This is a genomic window from Streptomyces sp. NBC_00237 (assembly GCF_026342435.1).
In the GTDB taxonomy this organism is placed as follows: Bacteria; Actinomycetota; Actinomycetes; order Streptomycetales; family Streptomycetaceae; genus Streptomyces.
Genome location: NZ_JAPEMT010000002.1, coordinates 1,132,456 through 1,156,348, shown reverse-complemented (window position 1 = coordinate 1,156,348; position 23,893 = coordinate 1,132,456). Strand labels below are relative to the sequence as shown.

At 70.3% G+C, this 23,893-nt stretch carries 24 protein-coding genes; 4 read left to right on the top strand and 20 right to left on the bottom strand.

The annotated features are described in order from the left end of the window. Positions 1–112: 112 nt before the first annotated feature. Genes OG897_RS19255 through OG897_RS19240 form a run of 4 tightly spaced genes read right to left on the bottom strand, consistent with a single transcriptional unit; the run spans position 113 to position 4,077 of the window. Positions 113–571, bottom strand: coding sequence for a MaoC family dehydratase (locus OG897_RS19255; RefSeq protein WP_266658431.1), 459 nt, complete (start codon positions 569–571; stop codon positions 113–115). Between the two features lie 42 nt (positions 572–613). Further along, complete coding sequence (locus OG897_RS19250; protein WP_266658430.1) at positions 614–2,119, bottom strand: long-chain fatty acid--CoA ligase; 1,506 nt, start codon at positions 2,117–2,119, stop codon at positions 614–616. A 28-nt stretch (positions 2,120–2,147) separates the two neighbouring features. Next, positions 2,148–3,038, bottom strand: a complete 891-nt coding sequence (locus tag OG897_RS19245; protein ID WP_266660317.1) for an amidohydrolase family protein — start codon at positions 3,036–3,038, stop codon at positions 2,148–2,150. A 49-nt stretch (positions 3,039–3,087) separates the two neighbouring features. Continuing rightward, entirely contained in the window at positions 3,088–4,077 is a 990-nt protein-coding gene (locus tag OG897_RS19240) for an SDR family NAD(P)-dependent oxidoreductase (protein WP_323188082.1), read from the bottom strand. A gap of 231 nt (positions 4,078–4,308) precedes the next feature. Between OG897_RS19240 and OG897_RS19235 the strand changes: the two genes are divergently transcribed. Continuing rightward, positions 4,309–4,734 carry a MarR family winged helix-turn-helix transcriptional regulator gene (locus OG897_RS19235; protein WP_266660313.1) on the top strand — a complete coding sequence of 142 codons (426 nt, stop codon included), beginning with the start codon at positions 4,309–4,311 and terminating at the stop codon, positions 4,732–4,734. Positions 4,735–4,885: 151 nt separating this feature from the next. Here the strand turns inward: OG897_RS19235 and OG897_RS19230 are convergent, their stop codons facing one another. After that, on the bottom strand, positions 4,886–5,530 hold the full coding sequence (locus OG897_RS19230; protein ID WP_266658429.1) for a MerR family transcriptional regulator: 645 nt from the start codon (positions 5,528–5,530) through the stop codon (positions 4,886–4,888). Between the two features lie 102 nt (positions 5,531–5,632). On the opposite strand from OG897_RS19230, the gene OG897_RS19225 reads away from it, so the two are divergent. Both OG897_RS19225 and OG897_RS19220 read left to right on the top strand, forming a co-directional pair. Next, entirely contained in the window at positions 5,633–6,187 is a 555-nt protein-coding gene (locus OG897_RS19225; RefSeq protein ID WP_266660311.1) for a DUF4188 domain-containing protein, read from the top strand. 602 nt (positions 6,188–6,789) lie between these two features. After that, positions 6,790–8,067 carry a PHB depolymerase family esterase gene (locus OG897_RS19220; RefSeq protein WP_266658428.1) on the top strand — a complete coding sequence of 426 codons (1,278 nt, stop codon included), beginning with the start codon at positions 6,790–6,792 and terminating at the stop codon, positions 8,065–8,067. 79 nt (positions 8,068–8,146) lie between these two features. Here OG897_RS19220 and OG897_RS19215 read toward each other — a convergent pair whose 3' ends face one another. The 11 genes from OG897_RS19215 to OG897_RS19165 form a co-directional block, all read right to left on the bottom strand. Continuing rightward, positions 8,147–8,272: a hypothetical protein gene (locus tag OG897_RS19215; protein WP_266658427.1), complete on the bottom strand. Its 126-nt coding sequence runs from the start codon at positions 8,270–8,272 to the stop codon at positions 8,147–8,149. A 139-nt stretch (positions 8,273–8,411) separates the two neighbouring features. Beyond that, positions 8,412–9,203, bottom strand: a complete 792-nt coding sequence (locus OG897_RS19210; protein ID WP_086672930.1) for an alpha/beta fold hydrolase — start codon at positions 9,201–9,203, stop codon at positions 8,412–8,414. A gap of 460 nt (positions 9,204–9,663) precedes the next feature. Then, positions 9,664–10,677 carry a 4-hydroxy-2-oxovalerate aldolase gene (gene dmpG, locus OG897_RS19205; RefSeq protein ID WP_203183079.1) on the bottom strand — a complete coding sequence of 338 codons (1,014 nt, stop codon included), beginning with the start codon at positions 10,675–10,677 and terminating at the stop codon, positions 9,664–9,666. Beyond that, complete coding sequence (locus OG897_RS19200; RefSeq protein WP_203183080.1) at positions 10,674–11,618, bottom strand: acetaldehyde dehydrogenase (acetylating); 945 nt, start codon at positions 11,616–11,618, stop codon at positions 10,674–10,676. The genes dmpG and OG897_RS19200 overlap by 4 nt, the downstream gene beginning before the upstream one ends. Next, the gene (locus OG897_RS19195; protein WP_266658422.1) at positions 11,615–12,421 is read right to left on the bottom strand and encodes a 2-keto-4-pentenoate hydratase; all 807 of its coding nucleotides are present in this window, start codon (positions 12,419–12,421) and stop codon (positions 11,615–11,617) included. The genes OG897_RS19200 and OG897_RS19195 overlap by 4 nt, the downstream gene beginning before the upstream one ends. Then, positions 12,418–12,738: a ferredoxin gene (fdxA, locus tag OG897_RS19190; protein ID WP_069737871.1), complete on the bottom strand. Its 321-nt coding sequence runs from the start codon at positions 12,736–12,738 to the stop codon at positions 12,418–12,420. The genes OG897_RS19195 and fdxA overlap by 4 nt, the downstream gene beginning before the upstream one ends. 7 nt (positions 12,739–12,745) lie before the next feature. Then, positions 12,746–13,750 (bottom strand): NAD(P)/FAD-dependent oxidoreductase, encoded by a 1,005-nt coding sequence (locus tag OG897_RS19185; RefSeq protein ID WP_266658418.1) that lies wholly within the window; start codon positions 13,748–13,750, stop codon positions 12,746–12,748. Positions 13,751–13,936: 186 nt separating this feature from the next. Further along, positions 13,937–14,809 (bottom strand): IclR family transcriptional regulator, encoded by an 873-nt coding sequence (locus OG897_RS19180; protein ID WP_237667212.1) that lies wholly within the window; start codon positions 14,807–14,809, stop codon positions 13,937–13,939. Continuing rightward, on the bottom strand, positions 14,806–15,765 hold the full coding sequence (locus tag OG897_RS19175; RefSeq protein ID WP_069737873.1) for a catechol 1,2-dioxygenase: 960 nt from the start codon (positions 15,763–15,765) through the stop codon (positions 14,806–14,808). Before OG897_RS19175 ends, OG897_RS19180 begins: the two co-directional genes overlap by 4 nt. Then, on the bottom strand, positions 15,762–17,147 hold the full coding sequence (locus OG897_RS19170) for a peptidase dimerization domain-containing protein (RefSeq protein ID WP_266658410.1): 1,386 nt from the start codon (positions 17,145–17,147) through the stop codon (positions 15,762–15,764). Before OG897_RS19170 ends, OG897_RS19175 begins: the two co-directional genes overlap by 4 nt. A 115-nt stretch (positions 17,148–17,262) precedes the next feature. Beyond that, the gene (locus tag OG897_RS19165; RefSeq protein WP_203183084.1) at positions 17,263–18,510 is read right to left on the bottom strand and encodes a Rieske 2Fe-2S domain-containing protein; all 1,248 of its coding nucleotides are present in this window, start codon (positions 18,508–18,510) and stop codon (positions 17,263–17,265) included. A 161-nt stretch (positions 18,511–18,671) separates the two neighbouring features. On the opposite strand from OG897_RS19165, the gene OG897_RS19160 reads away from it, so the two are divergent. Continuing rightward, positions 18,672–20,165, top strand: coding sequence for an AMP-binding protein (locus tag OG897_RS19160; RefSeq protein ID WP_266658407.1), 1,494 nt, complete (start codon positions 18,672–18,674; stop codon positions 20,163–20,165). Between the two features lie 106 nt (positions 20,166–20,271). Here OG897_RS19160 and OG897_RS19155 read toward each other — a convergent pair whose 3' ends face one another. From OG897_RS19155 to OG897_RS19140, 4 genes are all read right to left on the bottom strand, one after another. After that, a complete protein-coding gene (locus OG897_RS19155; protein WP_266658405.1) occupies positions 20,272–21,219 on the bottom strand; it encodes a zinc-binding dehydrogenase in 948 nt (315 codons plus the stop codon). Then, entirely contained in the window at positions 21,219–22,073 is an 855-nt protein-coding gene (locus OG897_RS19150) for an alpha/beta fold hydrolase (RefSeq protein WP_203183087.1), read from the bottom strand. The genes OG897_RS19155 and OG897_RS19150 overlap by 1 nt, the downstream gene beginning before the upstream one ends. A 38-nt stretch (positions 22,074–22,111) precedes the next feature. After that, positions 22,112–22,960 (bottom strand): alpha/beta fold hydrolase, encoded by an 849-nt coding sequence (locus tag OG897_RS19145; RefSeq protein WP_069737879.1) that lies wholly within the window; start codon positions 22,958–22,960, stop codon positions 22,112–22,114. 106 nt (positions 22,961–23,066) lie between these two features. Next, the gene (locus tag OG897_RS19140) at positions 23,067–23,846 is read right to left on the bottom strand and encodes an SDR family NAD(P)-dependent oxidoreductase (RefSeq protein ID WP_266658398.1); all 780 of its coding nucleotides are present in this window, start codon (positions 23,844–23,846) and stop codon (positions 23,067–23,069) included. Positions 23,847–23,893 lie beyond the last annotated feature (47 nt).

Here is a 23,893-nt window from a genome sequence, read left to right as displayed (position 1 = left end):
GTGGCTGCTGACGGACGGTCACGGTGGTGGCGTGACCATCGAAGAAGCCCTGCGCCCGCAGTCGTTGACGCTCACCTTCCTCGGCGATCAGCCGCCGTGCGGACCGTCAGCCTCAGACGTACAGCCGCGTCACACTCTCCAGCACGCACGCGGGCTTCGCCGACCCGTCGATCTCGATCGTCCCGGCCACGGTGATCTGCACCCCGCCCGCCACGTCCGTCACGTCGGCCAGCGTGGCGGACAGTCGCAGCCGGGAGTCCACCTTCACGGGCGCGGGGAAACGCACCTTGTTCAGGCCGTAGTTGACCTTCGTGGTGACACCCCGCACGTCGAGCAGCTCGGTGAACAGCGGGATGAAGAGGGAGAGCGTGAGGTACCCGTGCGCGATCGGCGCGCCGAACGGACCGTCCTTCGCGCGCTCCGGGTCGGTGTGGATCCACTGGTGGTCGCCGGTCGCGTCCGCGAAGCCGTCGATCCGCTCCTGCGAGACGCTGATCCAGTCGCTGATGCCCAGCTCGGTGCCCGCCAGCTTCTTGAGTTCGTCCAGGCCGTCAACGGTGATGGTGGTCATGGAATTCTTCCTCTTTCTTAAAGTTCAGGGTGATATGGGGCGTTACGCGCCGTACAAGGCGCGTACGCGGGGTTTGACGAGCTTTCCCGAGGCGGTGCGCGGCAGTTCGCGGGCCACCACCAGGGACTTGGGGATCTTGTACTTGGCGAGTCGGCCGTCCAGCGACGCGAGGATCTCCCCGGGTTCCGCCGTCGCGCCCTCCCGTACGACGACGACCGCGCGTGGCACCTCGCCCCACCGCGCGTCGCGCACGCCGATGACGGCGCACTCCACGACGTCCGGATGGCTGAGCAGGGCGTCTTCGACCTCGGCGGGGTACACGTTCTCGCCGCCCGAGATGATCATGTCCTTGAGGCGGTCGACGATGGTGACGAAGCCGTCCGCGTCCACCCGTGCCATGTCTCCGGTACGGAACCATCCGTCGCGGAACGCCTCGGCGCTCTCGGCGGGCAGCCCCCAGTAGCCCGGCATCACGTGCGGCCCGCGCACCTGGACCTCGCCGGTCTCCCCGGCGGCCACCGGCGCGAGGTCGGGCCCGACGACGGCGACGTCGCTGAAGAAGTGCGGCACGCCCGCCGAGCCCGCCTTCTCGACGGAGTGCTCGGCGTCGAGGAAGAGCGTGCCCGGCGCGGCCTCCGTCATCCCGTAACCCTGCTGGAAGGTGAGACCACGGCGCTGGTACGTCTCGATGAGGCCGGTCGGCACCGGGGCGCCGCCGCAGTTCAGGTGCCGCATCGAGGAGAGGTCGGCGGTGGGCCAGCGGGGGTGGCCGGCCATCCGCTCGTACATGGTGGGAACGCCGAACATGAAGGTGATGCGGTGTTCCTCGATCAGGTCGAAGGTGGTCTCCGGGGCGAAGGACTCGACGAGGACGCAGGTGCCGCCCTTGAGGAGCACCGGCAGGGTCAGCATGTTGAGCCCGGCGGTGTGGAAGAGCGGGGCGGAGACCAGGGCGCGTTCGTCGGCACGGAGGTCCTGGTCGACCAGGACGTTGACCGCGTTCCAGACGAGGTTGGCGTGGGTGAGCATGGCGCCCTTGGGACGGCCGGTGGTGCCCGAGGTGTACATGATGATGCAGACATCGTCCGGGGAGACCGGCTCGTCAATGGGGTCGGACGGGGCTTCGGCCAGCGCCCGTTCATAGTCCTGGCCGACTTCCAGCAGGTCAGGGGCGGTTGTGGGGCCGTTGTCAGTGGTGCCGGGCACACTGGGGTGGTGGATCAGGATGCGGGCTCCCGAATCCGCGAGCTGGTAGGCGATCTCGGGCATCGCCAGCCGGGTGTTGAGAGGAACGAAGACGGCGCCGAGGAGACCGGAGGCGAAGAGGGTCTCCAGGAAGGAGGGGTGATTGGGGCCGAGATGAGCGATCCGGTCGCCGCGCCGGACGCCCCGGGCGCGCAGGACGTGCGCGAGGCGGGTGCTGCGGTCGTGGAGATCGGCGTAGCTGAACGCGTGCTGCCGGTCGGCGAGTTGGTGGATCAGTGCGGTGCGGTGCGGGGTCTTGCGGGCGCGGCGTGCGGGCCAGGACCCGATTCCCTCGTTGCGCATCGTTGCGTGCCCCTTCGGAGGTGGCGGATCACGGGGAGGCGGGCGGCTGGGAGCCGAGGCCGAGCAGCCGGACGGCGTTCTCCTTCAGGATCTTCGGACGGACCTCGTCCTTGATGCCCAGCTTGTCGAAGTCGGCGAGCCAGCGGTCCGGGGTGAGGACCGGATAGTCGGAGCCGAACAGGACCTTGTCCTGGAGGAGGGTGTTGGCGTACTGGACGAGCTGCGGCGGGAAGTACTTCGGCGACCAGCCGGACAGGTCGATGTGGACGCCCGGTTTGTGGGTGGCGACCGCGAGGGCCTCGTCCTGCCAGGGGAAGGAGGGATGAGCCAGGATGATCTTCAAGTGCGGGAAGTCGGCGGCGACGTCGTCGACGTGCATCGGGTTGGAGTACTTCAGCCGAATACCTCCGCCGCCCGGCACCCCGGCCCCGATGCCGGTCTGCCCGGTGTGGAAGAGCGCGACGGCACCGGCTTCCTCGATCACCTCGTACAGGCCGTAGGCGAGGCGGTCGTCGGGGAAGAAGCCCTGGATGTTCGGGTGGAACTTGAAGCCCCTGACGCCGTACTCCTCCACCAGGCGGCGTGCCTGCCGCACCCCCGCCCTGCCCCGGAACGGGTCGATCGAGGCGAACGGGATCAACACGTCCGCGTTGGCGGCGGCGGCCTCGGCGACCTCGTCGTTGGGGACGGGTGCGGTGCCGGTGGCGTGCTCGGCGTCGACGGTGAACACCACGGCGGCCATGCGCCGCTCGCGGTAGTACGCGGCGATCTCGGGGAGCGTGGGCTTGCGGTTGCGGCCCTCCAGCTTGAAGTAGGCGCTGGAGGCGTCGGCCAGGTCGTCGCCGAGGGAGGCGTTGCCCTGGGCGGAGACCTCGGCGTGGGTGTGGACGTCGACGGCGACGAGGTCGGCGACGTTCATCGCGGGTGCTGCGGTCGTCGCGGGTGTTGCGTTCGTCGTGCTCACGGGGTCACGCCTCCGGGCTCGACGGGGTTGTCGGGATCGACGGGCTCGACGGGATCGTCGGGGCCGGGATGCCGACGGTCTGCGGTTCGGCGCCCACCGACGTGTGCCAGGAAGCGGCGATCGTCTCCGGGCTCCAGCCGCCGTCCGCGTAGGCGACCGACACCTCCTGCGGGTGCGACCACAGCGCCAGCCTGTCGCCACCGATGCCGATGCACTGGCCGGTGACCCCGCGCGCCGCCTCCGACGCGAGGAAGGGCACGAGCGCCGCGCAGTCCTCGGCGGTGCCGAAGCCCTCGCCCTTGCGCAGGAAGTCCGGCAGCGGTTCGCCGCCGCGCAGCGCCTCGACGTACGGGGCGAAGGCCGGGATGGTCTCGGTCATCGCGGTGGCCGCCACCGGCACGATCGCGTTGACGGTGATCTTCGCCCGGCCCAGCTCCATCGACCAGGTGCGGGCCATCGCCGCGACACCGGCCTTGGCGGCGGCGTAGTTGGTCTGGCCGAAGTTGCCGCGCTGACCGGCGGGGGAGCCGACCAGGATCAGACTGCCGCCCTCGCCCTGTTCCCGCATCCGTACGGCGGCGGCCCGCGCGCAGGCGAAAGTGCCGCGCAGATGCACGCCGATGACGGTGTCGAAGTCCTCGTCGGACATCTTCCACAGCACCTTGTCGCGCAGTACGCCCGCATTGGTGACCAGCACGTCCAGGCGGCCGAACGCGGAAACCGCCCGCGCCACCAGGCGCTCCGCCGCCTCGGTCGTGCCCACGGCCACCACCTCGGCGACCGCGGTGCCGCCCGCCTCGCGGATCGTCCTGACGGCCTGTTCGGCGACGGCCTCGTCCAGGTCGTTGACGACGACGTACGCACCGGCGGCGGCGAGCGCCCGGGCGTAGGCGAGTCCGAGGCCGCGTCCGCTGCCGGTGACGACGGCGACTTTGCCGGTCAGATCGACTTTGCCGGTCAGATCGACCGTGCCGGTCAGCTCGGGAGAAGGCACAGAAGTGTCCTTACGCAGAGGGTGAGTTGGAGGAGGAGCCGGGGATGCGGGTTCCGGCCGCACTGCCTGAATCGAAGCTAAGGACAATCATTGTTGACGTCAATGGTTGTTGGAACATTCGATCTGCGTCATGCTGTGGGCCGTACCCCGTACGCGCCGACCAGGGAGCCCGCCATCAGCAAGCCCGGCACGCCCTCGCCCGAAGAGTCCATCGACGCGCAGGAGCCCTGGATGCTCGGCCTGCACGCCGACACCGGCTACCTCCTCTACCGCCTCGGCCTGCGCTCCGGCCAGCTCTTCAACACCTCGCTCCAGGAGTCCGGCCTGCGCCTGCGCCACTACGCGCTGCTCCGCTTCCTCGCCGGTTCCGAGGGCGCGCTCCAGCGCGAGCTGAGCGCCCGCCTCGGCTACGACCCGAGCGCCATCGTCGGCCTCGTCGACGATCTCGAACGCCTCGGCCTCGCCGAACGCCGCCCCGCCCCGGGGGATCGCCGCAGCCGTGTCGTGGTCCTCGCCGAAGCGGGCCGGGAGTTCCTGAAGAGCACCGAAGCCGCAGGTGAGCGCGTCACCGATGACCTGCTCGCCCCGCTGGCCCCGGCCGAGCGCGACACCCTGCACGCGCTCCTGCGTCGCGTCGCGGAAGCCGGTCTCGGCTGATCAAGGTGGTGCGGAAACTGACGGCGACAAGCGGGAGTGCCCCACTTCGCGGTGACATGGGCCCGGTCCCAGGGAGCCCGACGGGCAGCCACCCGTCCTTCTCGCGGGGCGGCAGATGACGGCCGGGTCCCGCCCCGCTCCTCCCGTGCTCCTACAGCCCGTACCTGCGGGCCGACTCCTCCTCCTGCGCCAGCCGGTGCAGTGCCTCCAGCACCGGCTGGAACAGTATTGCCGCCGCGACCGCGGTCTCGACCTTCTCCGCCTCCGAAGGGTGCGTCTCCACGAAGTCGAGATCGCGTCGCGCGGCCTGGTGCATCAACTCCGCGTACGGGGCCATGAGTTCCGCGTCCCAGCGGTATCCCAGACGTATCAGCGCCGCCACCGCCACCACCAACGACCGGTGTACGGGCGACAGTTCGCCTATCTCGCGGGCGGTGTTCCAGCCGACCGCCTCCAGTAGCCGGTCGACCTCGACCTTGGCCGCCGCAGTGGCCTCGTCCTTGTCGTCGTCCGGGTCGGGGCCGTGCGGCAACTCCCAGAGCGCGGCGCCCATCCGGATCGTGCGGCCGAGGGACGCGTCGTCGACGTGTCCGAGCACCTTGCGCGCCGTCGCCACCGGCAGCTTGCCGACCTGGAGCAGGGCGCGTATCAACCGCAGCCGTCGCAGGTGGCTCTCGTCGTACTCGGCGGTGGTCGCGCTGACCCGGACGCCGGGCGCCAACAGCCCTTGCCGCAGGTAGTACTTGATGGTCGCGGGGGAGACTCCGCTCCGCTCACTCAATTCGGCCAGCCGCACCCTTGTACCTCTCGTTGGTGAGTGTCACTATCCAACCACGCGGGACTTGGATAGTCGTGTTGTCCAACCGAGGGAAAAGTGACCGACCGAGGGGTGGGCGAGATGTCCGGCAAGGTGAGCATGGGGCGTACCACCGCGGCCGTCGAGGGCGACGCGGTCGTCCTGCTGATCGGCATGCGGATCAACCACTTCTGGGCGGTGCACCATTGGCTGCCCGTGATGCTGTCGATGTTCCGGATGCTGGGCGAACTGAAGAAGGACCGCAGCAAGGGCCTGCTCGGTCACGTCCTGCTCACCGGCTCCCCGCGTACGTACTACGTGGTCCAGTACTGGGAGTCCAAGGAGAAGCTCTACGGCTACGCGGCCTCGCCCGAGATGTTCCACCACCGGGTGTGGAAGTACATCAACCGCAAGGAGAAGGCGGGCAAGGTCCGGGGTCACGTCGGCCTCTGGCACGAGTCGTACATCTCGCCCGAGGGCTCCTACGAGTCCATCTACGCCTACATGCCCCCGTACGGCCTCGCGGAGGCGACCGGCGTCCTCCCGGTCGAGCGGCGGGGCCGCACCGCCAAGGACCGCCTCACCCACCGCTCCCCGGAGCCGGACGGCCTCCAGGAGGCCGCCGAACCCGTCCAGGCGGAGGCTCCCAGCTCCTGACGAGCCTGCGGGAGCCTCCTCCGCCGGGACCTAGATGTCCCGGAAGAGAGCAGTCGCTCAGCTGACCTGCAGGAACGCTCGACCATCAGCCTCTGACCTGGGCAAATGGCCTTTCGGTTGTTTCACGCTTGTGCCCCTTGATGCGGCCGAAAGTCCCAGGAAAGTCCCAGAGGGCTCCCGAGGAGACCAGGCGTTCTTTCCAGGTCATGCGGGCTGTGCCGCGCGGCGTTTGCCGGTGTGGCGGCCGCGGCAGCGGGGCGCAGCAGACAGCGGCGGCAGGAAGACCTGCCGGAGATTCGTTTTTCCCGCGCCGCGGTCCGCTGAGCGGAACACAAGCGTCGCGCCCCTGTCGAGCGAGTCACATGATGACTCCCTCGTCGCTCCGGCCTCTCAGGAAGTTCAGCACGATCCGCTGTTGGGCAGCGCATTTCCTGCCTGACGAACCGCCTCGTTCGAGCACCCCTTTGCCAGCTGTTCCCGCTTGAGCTGTTCTCGCCTCAGCTCCAGTCGGACGAGGCCGACCCTTCTCCCACTCGACGGCGGCCGTGCTCGGTTCGGCACACAGGCCGCGATAGAGCCTTCGCACCCCTTGAGGAGTTCGCATGGCAACACACATCAGCCGTCGCACCATCCTGGCCGCCGGCGCCGGCGCCGGTGCCGGCATGCTGTCTTTGCCCGGCGTCGCCGCGTACGCCGTCGACCGTGCGCCCACCAGCGTGAGATTCACCCTGAACGCCCAGGTGCTCGATGGTGGCGAACAAGTCACCTCGATCACCCTCGAGACCGCCCGGCTCGGCCCGATCGACCCGGCCGGTCTGACCGCCGGCACGTTCGGCGTGCACGCCAAGGCCACCCGCCCGTTCGCCCTCACCCCCGACGACAGCAGGCTCGCGTACGACCTCGACCGCACGGTGACCGCTGTGCGGCTCGACCGCGAGGGCAACCTCGTGCTCGAACTGGCTCATGGCGAAGGCCAGTCAGGGGCGAGCACGCTCGGCTACCTCGCGACCGAGGGCCGCAACGTGATGCTCGACCTCGTCTACACCCTCACGCAACGGGCCCCGATCGCCCTGCGCAATCACCGGTCGATCACCATCGGCACCTTCGTGCAGAACCCTCAGCTCTCGGACCCCGAAGTGGACGCGTTCAGCTCCCACATATCCGGCTCGGGGATGAAGTACCGGCTGTACTCGCCCGCCGATTCCCGCTACTCGCGACGCGGCAAGCGCCCGCTGATCGTCTGGCTGCACGGCGGAGGTGAGGGCGCCTCACTGCCGAACGACTACTACGACAACGAAGTCACGCTGCGAGCCAACCGCGGCGCCCTGGGCTTCGCCACCCCCGAGGCACAGCGCATCTTCGACGGCGCCTATGTCGTCGCCCCGCAAAGCACCTCCTACTGGATGGAGGACGGTCCCCGCTTCGCCCCTCTCATTCACGAGATCATCAGCGACGTCACGCGCGGGAACCACATCGACCGCGACCGGATCTACGTTGCCGGCTGCAGCAACGGTGGCTACATGAGCATGAAGATGACCACCGTCTATCCCCATCTGTTCGCCGCCTCCGTGCCGATCTGCGGCATCGTCACGGCCTTCCCGCCCGGGAGCGCACCTCTGCTCCCCGACAGCGAGCTGGCGCAGATCACCACGCCCAGCTGGCTTGTCGCCTCCAACGACGACCCCACCGTGGACCCGCAGGCCAACACCGCCCACGCGCACGATGTGATCCCCGGCTCGCTGATGACGCTCTACGACCACGTCGACTGGAACGGCTACCGGTTCGTCGGCCACTGGTCGTGGATCTACGTCGCCCGCAATGACCCCAGTACCAAGGGAACCCACATCTGGCAGTGGATGGCCGCCCAGCGTCGGCACTGAAGGCGGACCTCCCCGGGCAGAACCACCGCCGGCCGGCACCATGCATGGAGGTATCGATGAGCGAAAGTAGATGATCCGGTTACTTTCCGGGCGTCATCGTCGCGGGATCCTCGCTCTCTGCGGGCGTCGCCGGATCGGCGCTGCTGATCACCCGGGAACTGCTCGCGACGCCCGCCGCCGCGGCCACGGAGCCCTGAGGGCCCACGGCACGGCTTCCCTCGCTCCTTCGCGCACGCGTCGCTGGTGCTCCGGGGCCGCCGCCATGGGGGCGACGACCCTCGCGATCAGCAGGCCTGCGGGGAAATGCGGCGTCCCCTCCGATGGGGCGCGCTCGTCCTGCCGGGTCAGCCGCGGCCGGCCCACTCCAGGACGGTAGCGGCGAACTCCTGCGGCACCTGCTCCGGCGCCGCCGCGTGTCCTGCGGACAGCACTCGGGTCGGACAGCCGATCGCCGCCGCGAACTTCGCCAGGGATGGCATGGAGTACCCGTCGTCGGGGGCGCAGACCGCGAGCGTGCGCGCGGTGATCTTCGGCAGGCGGGGTTCCATGGCGTAGCGGCGTACCGCCTGGTGGCCCTCCTCGACACGGTCGAGGACGGTCAGCGCGTCGATGACGTACCGGCCCAGGGCCGCCTCCTCGCCCGGCTGGTAGAAGCCGCGCCGGTTGTCCCACAGCTGCCGCAGGTGCGTGCCGTCCGGCGCGGGGTCGACATGGTCGACGCGCCCGCGGGAGCCCCGCTTCTCGTCGTCGACGAACGACGTCGCCGAAAGGAGGAGGCTTGCCACGCGGTCCTGGAATCGGGCTGCCACCTCGACGGCGACCACCCCGCCGGTGTGGTGCCCGACCAGGTGGAAGTGATGCAGGCCGAGCGCCTCGATCAGGTCGCCGACGCCGTCCGCGAAGCGTTCGATGGTGTGCTGCCCCTCGGGCTTCGCGGACGCTCCGTAGCCCAGGGTGTCCATCGCGATCGCCCGGTACCGGGCACCGACCAGGGGGAGCACGTCGAGGTACTCCGTCCAGGAGCGGGGCGTCTGGTGGAGCAGCAGTACGGGCTCGCCGTCGCCGGTCTCCACGTAATGCAACTGGCCGAAGCGGCTGGGCACATAGCCCTTCCGCAGCGTGTTCGTGTCCGTCATGCGGGAGTCGCTTTCGTCACAGGGCCGGCAGCACCGAGGCGCCGACGGATTCGATGAGGTCGGTGGGCGGGGCGTACGAGCCGACGTGCTGCAGGAACACCCCCTGCACGCGCGCCGTCGGCGTGCAGGGGGACGGTCCGCTCCCGGCTGCGCGACCCGCAGCCCGCGGTGCCGCTGCACACGGTGGCGAGCGGGCCACGCAACCTCCGGCTCGCCGGTGAGGCGACCGATGGCGTGATCCTGCGCCGGACCCGTGAACGCGCACTCGTCACCGTTCATGAGCGCACGCAGCACCGTAAGGCCCTCGCGCAGCGCGGCGGTCATGCTCCGTAGCAGGCCGGCCCGACCACGCGCTGTCGAAGCCGAGCGCCTCCGCCCTGCGCACCGTCGCCACGATCCTTGTCGGCGCGGTCGCAGGGCGGGATACGGATGTCGGCCTTCAACCGGGTTGCCGACCAGCTCACTTGGCGTCGCGCGCCGTCAGGTCGAGCGCGATGTCCGTGATCATGTCCTCCTGGCCGCCCACCATGCCGCGGCGGCCGACCTCGACGAGGATGGTGCGGGTGTCCAGGCCGTAGCGGGCGGCTGCCGCCTCCGCGTGGCGCAGGAAACTGGAGTAGACGCCCGCGTAGCCGAGGCTCAGCGTCTCGCGGTCCACGCGCACTTCGCGGTCCTGGAGGGGGCGGACGAGGTCGTCTGCTGCATCCATCAGGGGGAAGAGGTCGCAGTGGTGCTTCCAGCCAAGGAGGTCCGCGACCGCGACGAAGGCTTCGAGGGGGCAGTTGCCCGCGCCCGCGCCCTGGCCGGCGAGGGAGGCGTCGACGCGGGTGACGCCCTCCTCCACGGCCACGACCGTGTTGGCGACACCGAGGGCGAGGTTGTGGTGGGCGTGGATGCCCAGCTCGGTGGCGGGGTCGAGGACTTCGCGGTAGGCGCGGAACCGGTCGCGTACACCGTCCATGGTGAGGCGGCCGCCGGAGTCGGTGACGTAGACGCAGTGCGCGCCGTAGGACTCCATCAGCTTGGCTTGGCGGGCGAGCTCGGTGGGCTCGGCCATGTGGGACATCATCAGGAATCCGGCGACGTCCATGCCCAGCTCCCGCGCGGCGGCGATGTGCTGGGCGGCGATGTCGGCCTCGGTGCAGTGCGTGGCGACGCGCACCGAGCGGATGCCGAGCGCGTGGGCCTGCTTGAGGTCGTGGATGGTGCCGATGCCGGGGAGGAGGAGCGTGGTGGGGACGGCGGTGTTGGTGGCGTCGACGACGGCCTCGATCCACTCCCAGTCGGTGTGCGCGCCGACGCCGTAGTTGACGCTGGAGCCCGCGAGGCCGTCGCCGTGCGCGATCTCGATGGCGGCGATCCCGGCGGCGTCGAGGGCGGCCGCGATGGAGCGTGCCTGGTCGGTGGTGTAGCGGTGGCGGACGGCGTGCATGCCGTCCCGCAGGGTGACGTCCTGGACGTAGAGACTGGTCACTTGGCGGCCTCCGTCGCGTGGTGCGCGGCCATGCGCTCGGCAGTGCGCAGCGCGGCCGACGTCATGATGTCGAGGTTCCCGGCGTAGGCGGGCAGGTAGTGTGCGGCGCCCTCGACTTCGAGGAAGACGGACACCTTCAGCGCCTCGCCGGTGCCGGAGGGGGCGAGGGAATGCAGTGGGTCGCCGGGGCGGACCGTCTCGTATTGAACCTTCTGCTTGAGGCGGTAGCCGGGCACGTACGCCTGGACGCGGCCGACCATCTCCTCGACCGACGCCGTGACGGCCTCCTCGGCGCAGGCGGAGACGACACAGTGCACGGTGTCCCGCATGATCAGCGGGGGCTCGGCCGGGTTGAGGACGATGATCGCCTTGCCGCGGGCGGCGCCGCCGACCTGCTCGATGGCGGAGGAGGTCGTCTCCGTGAACTCGTCGATGTTGGCGCGGGTGCCGGGGCCGGCCGAGCGCGAGGAGATCGAGGCGACGATCTCGCCGTAGTGGACCGGGGTGACCGCGTCGACCGCGGCGACGACGGGGATGGTCGCCTGGCCGCCGCAGGTGACCATGTTGACGTTCGGGGCAGCCAGGTGAGCGTCGCCGTTCACCGATGGGACGACGTACGGGCCGACGGCCGCCGGGGTCAGGTCGATGAGGGTGCGGCCGAGGGGGCGCAGGACGTCCTCGTGGTGGCGGTGGGCCCCGGCGGAGGTAGCGTCGAAGACGTACTCCACGTCCGCGAACTCCGCCATCTTCACCAGGCCCTCGACGCCCTCGTGCGTGGTGGCGACCTTCAGACGGCGGGCGCGGGCCAGACCGTCGGAGTCCGGGTCGATGCCGGCCATCGCCGCGATCTCCAGCGTCTCGGACAGCCGGAGGATCTTGATCATCAGGTCGGTTCCGATGTTTCCGGAGCCGATGACGGCGGCCCTGGTGCGGGTACTCATGCGGTGTGTCCCTCCTTTGCGAACTGCGCGCTGATACGGCCCAGTTGACTGATCCGGGCCTCGAAACGGTCGCCGGGCGAGGCGGCGGCCATCGGGCCGAGCGCCCCGGTGAGCACGACGTCACCGGCCCGCAGCGGGTCGCCCGCCGCGGCCAGCGTCGAGGCGAGCCAGGCGGCGGCGTTGAGCGGGGAGCCGAGGCAGTCCGCGCCCGTGCCCGTGGAGACCGGTTCCGCGGCGCCCTCGCGCGTCATCGTCATCCGTACGGCGCGCAGGTCCAGGCCCGACAGCGGCACGGGGGTGCCCCCGAGCACGTACAGGCCGCTGGAGGCGTTGTCAGCGACGGTGTCGACGATGGTGATGTCCCAGTCGGCGTTGCGGCTGTCGACGATCTCCAGGGCGGCGAGTGCGAAGTCGGTCGCCCGGATCACGTCCGCCACCGTGCACTCCCGGTGCGGCAGGTCCGCTTTGAGTACGAGAGCGACCTCCGCCTCGACCTTGGGCTGGATGAGTCGCCCGGCCGCGACGGTGCCGCCGTCGGGTACGGCCATGTCGGCGAAGAGCGTTCCGAAGTCCGGCTGGTCCACGCCGAGCTGTGCCTGCACGGCGGGGGAGGTCAGTCCGATCTTGCGTCCGGCGATGCGACGGCCCGCTGCCAGGCCGCGCTCGACGTTGAGGCGCTGAACGCCGTACGCGCTGTCGATGTCGCCCCGGGGGAGCAGGGACCGTACGGGAGTGCAGGGCTCACCCGTGCGCTCGGCTGCCAGCAGGGCGTCGGCTGCCTTCGCCACGATCGCGGCGCTCATCGGGCGCTCACCAGCGGTGTGTCGACGCCCACAGGACCGAGTGGCGTCGCTCCGCCTGGGGAGCCGAGGGCGCTGTCGCGGCCGGGGAGGATCTCCGTGAAGAAGCGCCTGTTGTCCTCGCGGAAGTCGGGATCGGCCTTGCGGTCCACCGTGATCGCCTGTTCGGGGCAGGCGACTTCGCAGGCGCCGCAGTCGATGCACTCCACCGGGTTGATGTAGAGCTTGCGCTCGCCCTCGTAGATGCAGTCGACCGGGCACTCCTCCATGCAGGACCGGTCCATGATGTCGACGCAGGACGCGCCGATGACGTACGCCATGGTGTGTTCAGTGCTCCTTCTCGGTGGAGTGGCCGGGGAACAGGGCAGCTCCCGGGTCGATGACGGTGGCCGCGTTGTTGACGGCGGTGGCGGCTTCGCCGAAGCCGACCGAGATGAGGCGGACCTTGCCGGGGTAGTCGGTGATGTCGCCCGCCGCGAAGACCCGTGGCAGGTTGGTCGCCATGTGGGTGTCGACGGCGATCTTCCGCGCCTGGAGGTCGAGTCCCCAGTGCTGCAGCGGGCCGAGGTCGGCGAGGAAGCCGAGCGCGGCGACGACGGTGCCGGCCGGGACGAGGCGGATCTCCTTGCTAGTGCGGTGCCGGATCTCGGCCTGTTCCACCCGGTCGGTGCCGGTGAGCCGGCTCACCTCGCTGTCGGTGACGATCTCCACGCCGAGTGTGCGGACCTTCTCGACGGACGCCGCGTGGGCGCGGAAGCGGGCGGTGCGGTGCACGAGGGTGACCGAACGGGCGATCGGTGCGAGGAGGGCCGCCCAGTCGAAGGCGCTGTCACCGCCACCCACGACCACCACGTCCCGGTCCGCGTGAACGGAGGGGTCCGGCACGAAGTACTCCAGTCCGCGGCCGAGGAATTCCTCTCCGGCGGGCAGCGCACGCGGAGTGAACGTTCCCACTCCACCGGTGATGACGACGGCCCTGGCCCGTACCGTCGCCCCTTGGTCGCTGCGCACGACCGGCATGCCGTGGGCGTCGTGCGTCAGCTCGGTGGCTCGGTGGCCCAGGAGGTAGCGGGGGGAGTAGGGCTCGGCCTGGCCCACGAGAGCGTCCACCAGGTCGCGGCCGCGAACGGACGGGAAGCCGGCGATGTCGAAGATCGGCTTCTCGGGGTACATCGCGCTGATCTGCCCGCCGAGCTGCGGCAGGACGTCCATCACGGTCACCGTCAGGCCGCGGAAGCCGGCGTAGTAGGCGCCGTACAGACCCGCCGGACCGGCGCCGATGATCAGGACGTCGGTGCTCAGGACGCCGGTTTCGTCGGTGAGTTGGCTCATGTCGGTGAGCCTAGGAACGAGGGGCGGTTCTCCCTACGGAGTCGTTCCGGTGAGCAGGACGCGGCTGGTCAGGGGGGTACGGCGAAGGCGTCGCGGCACCAGAACACGGCGAGGGGCCCGCCGTCCGGCGGGCCCCTTCGTGCTCGTGCGAGGTGGCGCGGTCTCATGCTCGTGCGAGTGGCGCGGCTAGGCCAGTGAACGGCCGATGCCCAGCGCAGCAGTCCGTAGTGCGGTCGCGTGCCCCGCCGCGTCCATCCGGTAGGTGGGTGCGGTGATGGACAGCGCGCCCACCAACGTGGTGCCCCCGGCGAACACCGGGACGGCCAGGCTCGCGTACCCGAGCCGGATCTCCTCGGACTCCAGAGCGATCCCTTCCTGGCGGATGACGTCGAGCTGGGCGCGGAGCCGCCCCGGTGAGATCACGGTATGCCGGGTGAGCGGCTTGAGGCCGCTGCGGATCACGTCGACGAACAACGACGGCGGTGAGTGCGCAAGGATCGCCTTCCCGGTGCCCGTGCAGTACAGGGGAAGCCGTCCCGCCACCCGTGACTCGGCGTTCAGCCCGCGGTGCGGGAAGATCTTGTCCAGGTAGACGACGTCCAGGCTGTCGTGGATGGCGAAGTGAATCGTCTCCCGTGTGATCAGGAGAAGGTCCTCCATGTACGGCTGAACGGCTTCGCGCAGAATGCGCTGGCGATGCACCCGCTGCCCGAGCTCGAACAGGCGCAGACCGAGCCGGTAGTCGCACCCCTCCCGCTCCAGAAGCCCCCAGGTGACGAGCTCCTGGGCCAGCCGGTGCACCGTGGCCTTGGCCGCCCCCGACCGGCGCACCAGCTCGGCGAGCGAGAGAGCGGCGTCGTCGGAGGTGAAAGCCTCCAGGATCGGACGGACCTTGCCCAGGACGGAGTTCATGGGGTCGGCACCGGCCGCCGCGGCGGCCGCGTCCGAAGCGGCCTCGGATTCCAGCGCCGCTGGGCGCGCGGAGAACGAGCAGGCGTGGGGCGCTGGTCCGGCGAGGAAGCGCTGACCCGACATCGCCACGTCGGCCGGCGCCTTCATGCCGGCTGCTCCGGGTCCGCGTCCACCGGGTCGATGACCGCGACGCCCATCCCGGTGAGCCACTCGGGCATCGGCTCGTACGCAAGACGCCGTGCGGGCGCATGGCCGAGGGCCGCGGCCATCAGCAGCCACGTCCGCAGTTCCTGTGCGCCGTTGCCCGCGGCCTTCTCCAGTTCCTCGCTCGTGAAGTCGGTGATCCGGTGGGCCTCGCCGCGTTCGAGAAGGGTCAGGAACTCGTTGTCGAACTCCGGGGTGAGGGAAGCCTCGGCGGCCCGGATGATCTCGCGGCGACGGGCGTCGTAGTCCTGCCAGTTCTCGCGGCCGTTGAGCCATGCGCCGACCATGAACTCCTCGTCCGCGCCGTGCGGTTCGCGCCAGTTCGGCCAGGGCAGACGGTGGGAGAGCCCACCCGAGCCGACCACGGCGACGCGCCGGTCGCCGGGGAAGGCGAGTACGGCGTCACGAATGGCGCGCCCCAACTGGTCGCACCGCTCCAGGGTCGGCAGCGGATGGGCGAAGACGTTCACCACCAACGGAACGATCTTCACGTCCAGCCCGTCCAGCAGGTACTGGATGGCGTGGGATTGTCCGTGATCGATCTGGAGCCGGGCGGAGAACGCCGGATCGAACCGCCCGCTCTCCACCAGTGAGTCGGCGATGTGCTGAGCCAGGGGCACGTCCACCGGCTGGGGCCCCTTCGGAGTGCCGGACTCACCACTGGCGATGCATTCCCCCACGCCCAGCGTGAACGGCGGGATCAGATCGAGCCAAAAACCGCGGAAGTGGTTCGAGCCGATGAGGACAACTGTGTCGGGACGGGTCCGGGCCAGTTCGTCGCGGGCCGCGCGGAGCGCGTCACGGAAGCGTTCGGCGCGGTCCTTGTGGAGGGTTTCCTCCCAGTGCGTGTTCATCAGCGTGCTGTGGGAGGCCCCCACGCCGAGCACGATCTCGCTCATGCCGATACTCCTTCCGGCTCCACGGCGGGCCCGGACTCCACGGCGGAGTCGCACTCCGCGTGTGAACGGGTGACGGTGTCGACCGCCGTGCGGATCAGATGGCGGGTCAGTTTCTGCATCTCCCGTACGGAGACGGTGTTCATACCGCGGGCGAAGTCGATGTCGAAGGGCGCCTCGGTGACCTTCGGCATGCCGACGCGGACAGTCGGGATGCCGCGCCCGCGGAGGATGTTGGCGTCGGTCGCGCCGCTGTTGCCGTTCACCACCTCGTGCGGGCGCCCTTCGAGGGCTTCCCATCCGGCGACCGCGCTGCGGAAGATCCAGCTCTCCCGGCTGGTGGTGGTCCCCGGGATGGCCAGGATCATCTCGACCGTGGCGTCGAGCCCCGGCATCGCGCGCTTCAGGTCCGCTACGGCCGCGATGAACTCACGCTTCGCCTGCACGGGCGTCGTCTCCGGGGTGATCCGCAGGTCGACCCGCAGGGTGCAGGCCGCCGTGGTCACCGCGGCCGTACGTGGCCAGCCGCCCCGCACCGACGACACGATGCCCTGCGGGGCGACCGTGCCAGTGGTGTGCCGCTCCGCGTACTCGGCGAACCACCGCTCCAGGTGCCGTACGACGTCGCCGGCGCGGCTGATCGCGTTGTCGTACGGGAGCCGGTGGCGCGAGCCCACGTAGGTGTGGGTGCCGTGTACCGTCACGTCGAACCAGACCAGCCCGACCTCTTCCCACGACACGGTCCACCCCGGCTTGGCGATGACCGCGTAGTCGGTGTGGAGGCCCTGCTCGAGCAGGAACGAACAGCCCACTCCCTGACCGGTGTTGAGCCGGTCGCTCCCCGGCCGGGCGTTGGTCGGCATGCCGCCGGCGCCGAACGCGGCCACCAGGTCCCCGGTCAACGGTACTCCGGCCAGCGCGATCGCTTCTGCGGCCATCATCACGCAGGCCGCGTGTCCCTTGGGGTTGGAGGCGCCGAGGCCGGTCACCAGGTCGTCGTAGACGGTGGCCTCGGAGCGCATGTCCTCCCGCAGCGCCGGCCCGATCCACGGCACGTCCTCGCTCTCCTCGCCCACCGTGAGGGTGTCGATGGGCGCGTACAGCATCAGATCGGGCCCGGTGCCGTCGCCTTCGAGTCGCGCCCAGGAGCTCGCCTGCCGTGCGTCGATCGGCTGGCAGGCTGCTCGCAGACCCACCGATGCGAGGCTTTTCGTGATGTGTTGGGCCAGGGGGCGTTCGTCGCCCGTGGGGCTCGAGACGCCGACCAGGCCGACGACCAGCTCACGCAGCCGCTCTTCGGTGACATGTCGCCATGCCTCCGTCACCCAGCCGCGGCGCCGGTCGGTGAGCCCCGAGAGCCCGTCGGGCTCGTTGTCGCCGCTCACTGGTTGACCCGGTGGACCTGGGTCATCGTCGTCCGGGCGAAGCGCCTCTTCGCGCGGGGGAGTGCCACCGCGACGGCGACACCGAGGAGGATCTTGAACAGAGTGCGGACCATGATCAGGCTTCCCTTTCCGTGGTGTCCATGGCGGGGCCGGTGACGCCGGCGGCAGCGAGCTTCTTGCCGTACTCCTCCTCGCTGAGGTTGCGCCACGAAGTCAGCGACACGTCCGGGCGGTAGAGCTTCTCCGGAGGGGCGTCGGTCACGTCGACCATCCAGGCGTCCTGACCGGAGAACTGGCCGTGGAACAGCCAGCGGACGGCTCCCAGGTACTTGGCGTAGAAGCGGAGCGTGTCCCAGCCCTGCGTGAAGTTGACCATCACGCCGACGTACTGGTGGTTTTCCGCGTCGACCGGAACGTAGAACTCGTAGTGGATGAACTTGGGGTACGCGATCCGCAGCACGCCCGGCATCGACAGGGATGCGAAGCCGGGGAACTCCTGGGCCTCGATCACCGGGTCGACGGCGTCGGTCTTGCCGGTGTTGCCGAGGTTGAACGTCTCCTCCGGCGGCCGCTTCTTCCACCACCGCTTGTTGGACCAGCGGCCCACGCCCGGGAAGTCGGCCTCCCAGTAGACCTCGTCCTGGACCCGGTAGATCCAGCGGTCCTTCGGCACGATCCGGGTGATGTTCCACGTGGGCATCGGCTTGAACAGCCGCCACAGGGCCGTCCGGTGGAGATACTTGGCGTGTCCCTCATCGAAGCCGTTCTCGCAGGCGAAGCGCCAGTTGCCGCCACGCGGCTCGATGCGGCCGCCCATCACGAAGGCGTTCGACACCAGCTCCTCGGGAAGCTGCTCGTCGATCGGGTGCGGTTCCTCCTCGGCGACCGGCATGTACACCCAGACCATGCCGAGGCGCTCCTCGACGGCGTACGTGCGCACACCCAGCTTGCCCGTGAGACGGCAGCCGGGACCATCGGTGATGACCGCGGACAGTTTGCCCGTGGGCAGGTCGAACGTCCAGCCGTGATAGGGGCAGCTGACAGTGCCGGGAAACTGCTGGTTGCCCTCGGACAGCGGGACGCCGCGATGCGGGCAGCGATTGTGCAGCGCGTACACTTTTCCGCTGTCACGGATCAGCGTGATCTTCTCGCCGCAGAGCGTGAAGGGCTTGGGGTCGCCGGTGATGTGGCTCGCCCAGGTGACCGGGTACCAGTAGCCGCGGAAGCCTGACGCCGCCTTGTCGTAGTGGGGCCAGGACGACCAGTCCTGGCGGCCGATCTTGTCGGCGGATCCGCGGCGCGCCGGGGTGGACTCTCTCGCGGCGGTCTTCTTCACCGCGGGGGGACGTTCGCTCGTCGTCATCTCGTCGTGACCTCCAGCTCCAGTGGGTCTGCGGCACGAGCATCCGGCGAGACGCTGCGCCTGCCTATGAACCTGTTCCGGTGAGCGGACCGTGGCGGCGGCGGACCGGTCAGCGAACCACTGCTCTTGATCATCCGAAGGCAGGCGAACAGCATCCGTTCATGAACCGCATGACAATTCCCGGCCTGGTCGACGCGGCGGCCGCAGACCACGGCGAGCGGGCCTTCCTCACCGTCGACGGCGTCCGTCGCACCTACGCGCAGACGCGAACGGCCGCAGCCACGATGGCCGGCGCGCTGGCGGACCGAGGCTGTGGGCCGGGGGACCGGGTCGCCACGCTGCTCTCCAATCGCGTCGAACTCGTCGATGTGGTGCTCGGATGCGCCTGGCTCGGTGCGGTCGTGGTCCCGCTCAACACGGCACTGCATGGCCGGCTGCTGCGGCACGCACTGGACGAGTCGGAAGCGCGGTTCCTTTACGTTGAGGAGGACCTGGCCGCGCGTGTGGGCGAGGTGGGATACGCGGGACAGGTATGGGTGGCGGGTTCGTCGTCGGCGCCCGTCCACGGCGTCGCGCGTGCGCTCGACCCCTACCCCTCCCGTCCCGGTGACACGGCCGCCATCCTCTTCACCTCCGGCACCACCGGTCCCTCTCGCGGCGTGCGCTGCCCGCACGCCCAGTTCGTCTGGTGGGGCCGGAACGTGGCCGACTCACTGCGGCTGAACCCCGACGACACCCTTTACACATGCCTGCCCCTGTTCCACACCAACGCGCTTCACGCGCTGGCACAGGCGATGACCGTGGGGGCCTCGGTGGTCGTGGATCGCCGGTTCTCCGCGTCCAGGTACTGGGCGCGTGCCGCCGGGGCTCGGGCCACCTGCGTGTATGTGCTGGGCGCCATGGTGCCGATGCTGCTCGCGCAGCCGCCCGGGCCCGACGACCGGGCGCACCGGGCCTGGCGCGGGCTCGGCCCCGGCACGCCCGGCGCGCTGTGGGACGTGTTCCGAGAGCGGTTCGGCGTGACCCTCGTCGACGGGTTCGGTTCCACGGAGACCAACCTGGTCATCGGCTCCGTACCCGAGGACTGCCGCCCCGGTTACATGGGCACGGTGCGCGAAGGCTTCGAGGCACGGGTCGTCGACGCGGAGCTCTCGTGCGTGCCGGACGGAACGCCGGGGGAACTCGTCGTCCGCACCGACCAGGAACATGCCTTCGCCACGGGCTACCTGGGCTATGCGGCCCCGGCTCCGGGCGCGTGGCGCCGCACCGGGGACCGCGTGGTGCGCGAGCCCGACGGCTGGTTCCGCTTCGTCGACCGCGTCAAGGACTGCATCCGGCGCCGTGGTGAGAACATCTCGTCCTACGAAGTCGAGATCGCGCTGCGGGCACATCCCGACATCGCCGAGGCAGCCGCGTTCCCGGTCCCGTCCGGACTCGCCGAGGACGAGGTGATGGTGGCGGTCGTCCCGCGCACCGGCCGTGTGCTCGACCCGGCGCAGGTGGCGAGACACTGCGCGACGGAGCTCCCCGCGTTCGCGGTGCCACGGTATGTGGACGTGGTCGCGGCGTTGCCGCTCACCGAGACGGGAAAGGTACGCAAGTCCGTGCTGCGGGGGCGGGGGGTGACCGGGGAGACGTGGGACCGGTGCGGGTAGAGCGCGTACCGGCAGGGCGCGGGGCATGGGCATGTTTCGGGGGCGTGGGAACCCCGACCGGCTCCCACGCCCCCTCACCCGGGCGACGACGTACAGCCCCAAGCTTTCACCCGGGCAACAACACCGCCCGCCCCCGCACCCGCCCGCCGCGCAGGGCGTCGAGTGCCGTGGAAGCGTCTGCCAGCCCGAACTCCTGGACAGTCAAGTGCAGTTCACCCTCAGCGAGCCGCCGGACCAGGTCACCGGAAACCTCGCGGGCCCGGCGCTCCTGGCGGATCATGTTCACCGGCACCAGTGCCACCTCGTCGAGCAGCCAGCTCGGCAGATCGAGCTCCACGCCCGAGCCCGCCACATACCCGATGACCACGGCGCGTCCGCCCTGCCGCACCCACCGGCTGCGGCCGACAAGGCCGGCGCCGCCGAGCGTGTCGACGAGCAGCGAGGCCGACCGGTCCCGGGCGAGACCCGCCGCGTCCTCCAGCGTCACGGCCTCCGCGCCCTTCGGCACGTCGGCCAGCTGGTCCTCCCGGCCGACCACACCGGTCACCCGCGCGCCCGCGGCCAGCGCCTGCTGCGCCACCATCGCGCCTACCGCGCCGGCGGCGCCGACCACGACTACGTCCTCGTCCGGGCCGATCCGGGCGACGTCGTGCAGAGCCACGTACGCGGTCGTGGCGGGGACGAAGAAGCTCGCTGCCACAGCGGGGGCGAGTGGAGCCGCGAGCGGGGTGACGGCCTTGCGCTTGACGCTGACGCGCTCCGCCCACGTGCCGTCGCGCAGGAGGCCCAGGCCGCCACCGCGCAGCACGACCTGCGTGCCCGGTGTGAGGCCGGAGTCGGCGTCGGCCTCCAGGACCGTGCCCGCCCCCTCGACACCGCCGACGTACGGCAGTGCGGGCTTCAGCTCGAAGTCGCCGGTGGCGACGGTGGCGTCGAGGTGCGAGACGCCGCCCGCCGTGACCTGGACGAGGACCTCGCCCGGTGCGCGAACGGGCTCCGGGACCTCGTCGAGGACCGGAGCGGCGCCCCACGCGTGGAACCGTACGGCCCGCATCAGCCGGCCGCCTTGGCGATGAATTCGAGGCTGATGGGGTTGTAACGTTCGGCCTGCTCGTGCTGCGGCCAGTGCCCGCAGTCCTCGAACAGTTCAAGGCGTGAACCGCGGATGCCCTCGTGCAGCGCTGTCGCCTCGGGGGTGTCGCCGAACGGGTTCTGCCGTCCCCACACCACCAGCGTCGGCTGGGTGATCCGGGCCAGGTGCTCGGGGCGCAGCAGGTTGCGCTGACGGCGTTCCATGTCCTGGAGGGAGAGGAGGTTGTCGACGCCCGCGACGAACTCCGGCGTGTGGTAGATCGCGTGCCGGACCTCGACCAGTTCCTCGGTCGCGGAGGCGTCGTCGGCCATGAGCAGCCGCATCCGCTTGCGGGTCAGGTCGATGTCGTCGGAGGTGACGGCCTTCTTGGTGCTGGTGCGGATGCGGTCCATGACCTCCGGGTTGGCCACGGTGCCGCCCGAGCAGAGGAGCTGGAGGCTGCGAATCCGCTCGGGGTGTTCGATGGCGGCGCGGGCGCCGACCCAGCCGCCCAGAGACTCGCCGACGACGTGCACGCTGTCGACACCGACGGCGTCCAGGTAGTCGAGGAGGTGAGTGACGTAGTCGCCGATCTCGTACGGCTTGTCGGGCTTGCCGGTGTAGCCGTGGCCGAGCATGTCGATGGCGTGCAGGTCGTAGGCGGCGTGCGCGGTGATGTTGCGCGCGAACGCCTCCAGGTGGCCGCTGGTGCCGTGCAGGAAGACGACGGCCTGGGCGTCCGGGTCGCCGGCGCGCAGGGTGCGGGTGGGGACACCACCTGCGTCGACGTACTCGACGCGGAAGGGGGTGGGGCTGATCTCGGTCCAGATGGACATGTGCACTCCGTAAGACGGTCGGGGAGGGTGGGAAAGCTTCAGTTCCAGGAATCGAGGAAGCCGCTGACCACCGAGTGGTACGCCTCGGGGCGTTCCTCCTGGAGGTGATGGGAGGCGTGGTCCATCACGTGGAGGTTCCCGCCGGGCACCATGCGGGCGAGCATCAGCGGGTAGTCCGGGGTGAGGAACGCGTCCTGCATGCCCCACATGAACAGCGTCGGAGCCTGGATCCGGCCCAGCTCCTCGGTGAGGTCCTGCCAGTCGCCTCGCGGCGAGTCGGACATGGCCGCGAGCGCGCGCTCGCCTTCGTCGAGGCTCTGCTCGTAGCGCAGCGTCAGCGTCTCCTCGGGGAGCTTCGCGCCGTCGTACCACTCCAGCTTCGTGATGAGCTGGCGCATCTTCTCGCGGGTCGGGCCCTCGCCGCCGTAGTAGACGTCCCGGGCCGTGCGGCCGCGGTGGCCGTTCTCGGGAAGCGGGGCGAGCGGGCCGTAGAAGACGGGCATGCTGCCGGTGATGACGAGGGACCGGACCCTGTCCGGGTACTTCGCCGCGAGATTGAGGGCGATGGTGCCGCCCCACGAGTTGCACACGAAGTCCGCGCGGTCGACGCCGAGCGTGTCGAGGAGACCGACCGTCTTCGTCGCGTGGTGGTCCCACATCGGGCCCTCGATGCGGGACTTCTCCGATTTGCCGTACTGGTGGATGTCGACGAGCAGACAGCGCCGGTCAGCCGCGAACAGAGGCGCGACGGGCCCGAAATCGCTCCAGGCGGTGCATCCGGGTCCGCCACCGTGGAGGAACACCGTGTCGGGCCCCGATCCGAGGTCGTGGTAGTGGTAGCGGATGCCCGCGCCGTCCGCGTAGCGGCTCTCCGGTGCAGGTGACATGCGAGTCCTTCCGTACGAATGCGGGGGTACGGTGTCGAGCCCATCACCGCGCCGGGCGTGGGCCCAGCTCCTCGGTCCGCTCAGTGAACCCCTCCCGCTGGGCGGCTCACTGGGCGGTGTATCCGCCGTCCACGTGCACCACCGCACCGGTGGTGAAGGATGATCCGGCGGCGAGCAGGGGGAGTACCGCGTGCGCGACGTCCTCGGGTCTGCCCCAGCGGCCCAGCGGCACCTTGGTGGTGAAGGCGGCCTGGGCGGCGGCATCGCTGGAGGTGTCGCCCTCGTTCATGGGCGTACGCACGGGGCCGGGGGCAACGCAGTTCACGGTGACGCCGGTTCCGGCGACCTCCAGGGCCACCGACCGGGTGAGCGCGGCGACCGCGCCCTTGGTGGCGGCGTATCCGCCACGCTCGGGGGCGCCGGTCGAACCGAGCACGGAGCCGATCGTGACGATGCGCCCGTGACCGGCGTCGAGCATGCCGGGCAGGACCGCGCGGATCGCCAGCCACGTCCCCATGACGTTGGTGTCGAGAGCGGCTCGGAAGTCGTCAGGCGTCAGGGCGAGCACCGAGCCGCGGGCCAGGCGTCCGGCTGCCGTCACCAGGCCGGTGACCGGCCCCCAACGGTCCGTCGCCAGGCCCACGGCCTCGGCCAGCGCCTCCGGCTCCGTGGTGTCCGCGACGAGCGAGAGGTGCGTGTTCCCGTGAGTGCGCCCGAGCCGGTGCCCCGCCGTGCGGCACCGTTCCGCTGAACGCCCGGTGACCACGACGGGCCTCCCGGCGCGGGCTACGGCTTCGGCCACCGCGAGGCCAATGCCGCTGGTGCCGCCCGTGACGAGTACGGGCCCGGCCTGTACGGCTTCCTCGATGTGATGTGTGGAGATCATCCGGCGAGCATGCGGACCGGCCGGGGGCGCGCCAACACGGGCGGTCC

Bases quoted from the DNA above. Each gene is read 5' to 3' on its own strand.
- OG897_RS19255 (WP_266658431.1), bottom strand. From the start codon at position 571: ATGACCACCATCACCGTTGACGGCCTGGACGAACTCAAGAAGCTGGCG.
- OG897_RS19250 (WP_266658430.1), bottom strand. From the start codon at position 2,119: ATGCGCAACGAGGGAATCGGGTCCTGGCCCGCACGCCGCGCCCGCAAG.
- OG897_RS19245 (WP_266660317.1), bottom strand. From the start codon at position 3,038: ATGAACGTCGCCGACCTCGTCGCCGTCGACGTCCACACCCACGCCGAG.
- OG897_RS19235 (WP_266660313.1), top strand. From the start codon at position 4,309: ATGCTCGGCCTGCACGCCGACACCGGCTACCTCCTCTACCGCCTCGGC.
- OG897_RS19225 (WP_266660311.1), top strand. From the start codon at position 5,633: ATGTCCGGCAAGGTGAGCATGGGGCGTACCACCGCGGCCGTCGAGGGC.
- OG897_RS19220 (WP_266658428.1), top strand. From the start codon at position 6,790: ATGGCAACACACATCAGCCGTCGCACCATCCTGGCCGCCGGCGCCGGC.
- OG897_RS19210 (WP_086672930.1), bottom strand. From the start codon at position 9,203: ATGACGGACACGAACACGCTGCGGAAGGGCTATGTGCCCAGCCGCTTC.
- OG897_RS19200 (WP_203183080.1), bottom strand. From the start codon at position 11,618: ATGAGTACCCGCACCAGGGCCGCCGTCATCGGCTCCGGAAACATCGGA.
- OG897_RS19195 (WP_266658422.1), bottom strand. From the start codon at position 12,421: ATGAGCGCCGCGATCGTGGCGAAGGCAGCCGACGCCCTGCTGGCAGCC.
- fdxA (WP_069737871.1), bottom strand. From the start codon at position 12,738: ATGGCGTACGTCATCGGCGCGTCCTGCGTCGACATCATGGACCGGTCC.
- OG897_RS19185 (WP_266658418.1), bottom strand. From the start codon at position 13,750: ATGAGCCAACTCACCGACGAAACCGGCGTCCTGAGCACCGACGTCCTG.
- OG897_RS19180 (WP_237667212.1), bottom strand. From the start codon at position 14,809: ATGAAGGCGCCGGCCGACGTGGCGATGTCGGGTCAGCGCTTCCTCGCC.
- OG897_RS19175 (WP_069737873.1), bottom strand. From the start codon at position 15,765: ATGAGCGAGATCGTGCTCGGCGTGGGGGCCTCCCACAGCACGCTGATG.
- OG897_RS19165 (WP_203183084.1), bottom strand. From the start codon at position 18,510: ATGACGACGAGCGAACGTCCCCCCGCGGTGAAGAAGACCGCCGCGAGA.
- OG897_RS19160 (WP_266658407.1), top strand. From the start codon at position 18,672: ATGAACCGCATGACAATTCCCGGCCTGGTCGACGCGGCGGCCGCAGAC.
- OG897_RS19155 (WP_266658405.1), bottom strand. From the start codon at position 21,219: ATGCGGGCCGTACGGTTCCACGCGTGGGGCGCCGCTCCGGTCCTCGAC.
- OG897_RS19150 (WP_203183087.1), bottom strand. From the start codon at position 22,073: ATGTCCATCTGGACCGAGATCAGCCCCACCCCCTTCCGCGTCGAGTAC.
- OG897_RS19145 (WP_069737879.1), bottom strand. From the start codon at position 22,960: ATGTCACCTGCACCGGAGAGCCGCTACGCGGACGGCGCGGGCATCCGC.
- OG897_RS19140 (WP_266658398.1), bottom strand. From the start codon at position 23,846: ATGATCTCCACACATCACATCGAGGAAGCCGTACAGGCCGGGCCCGTA.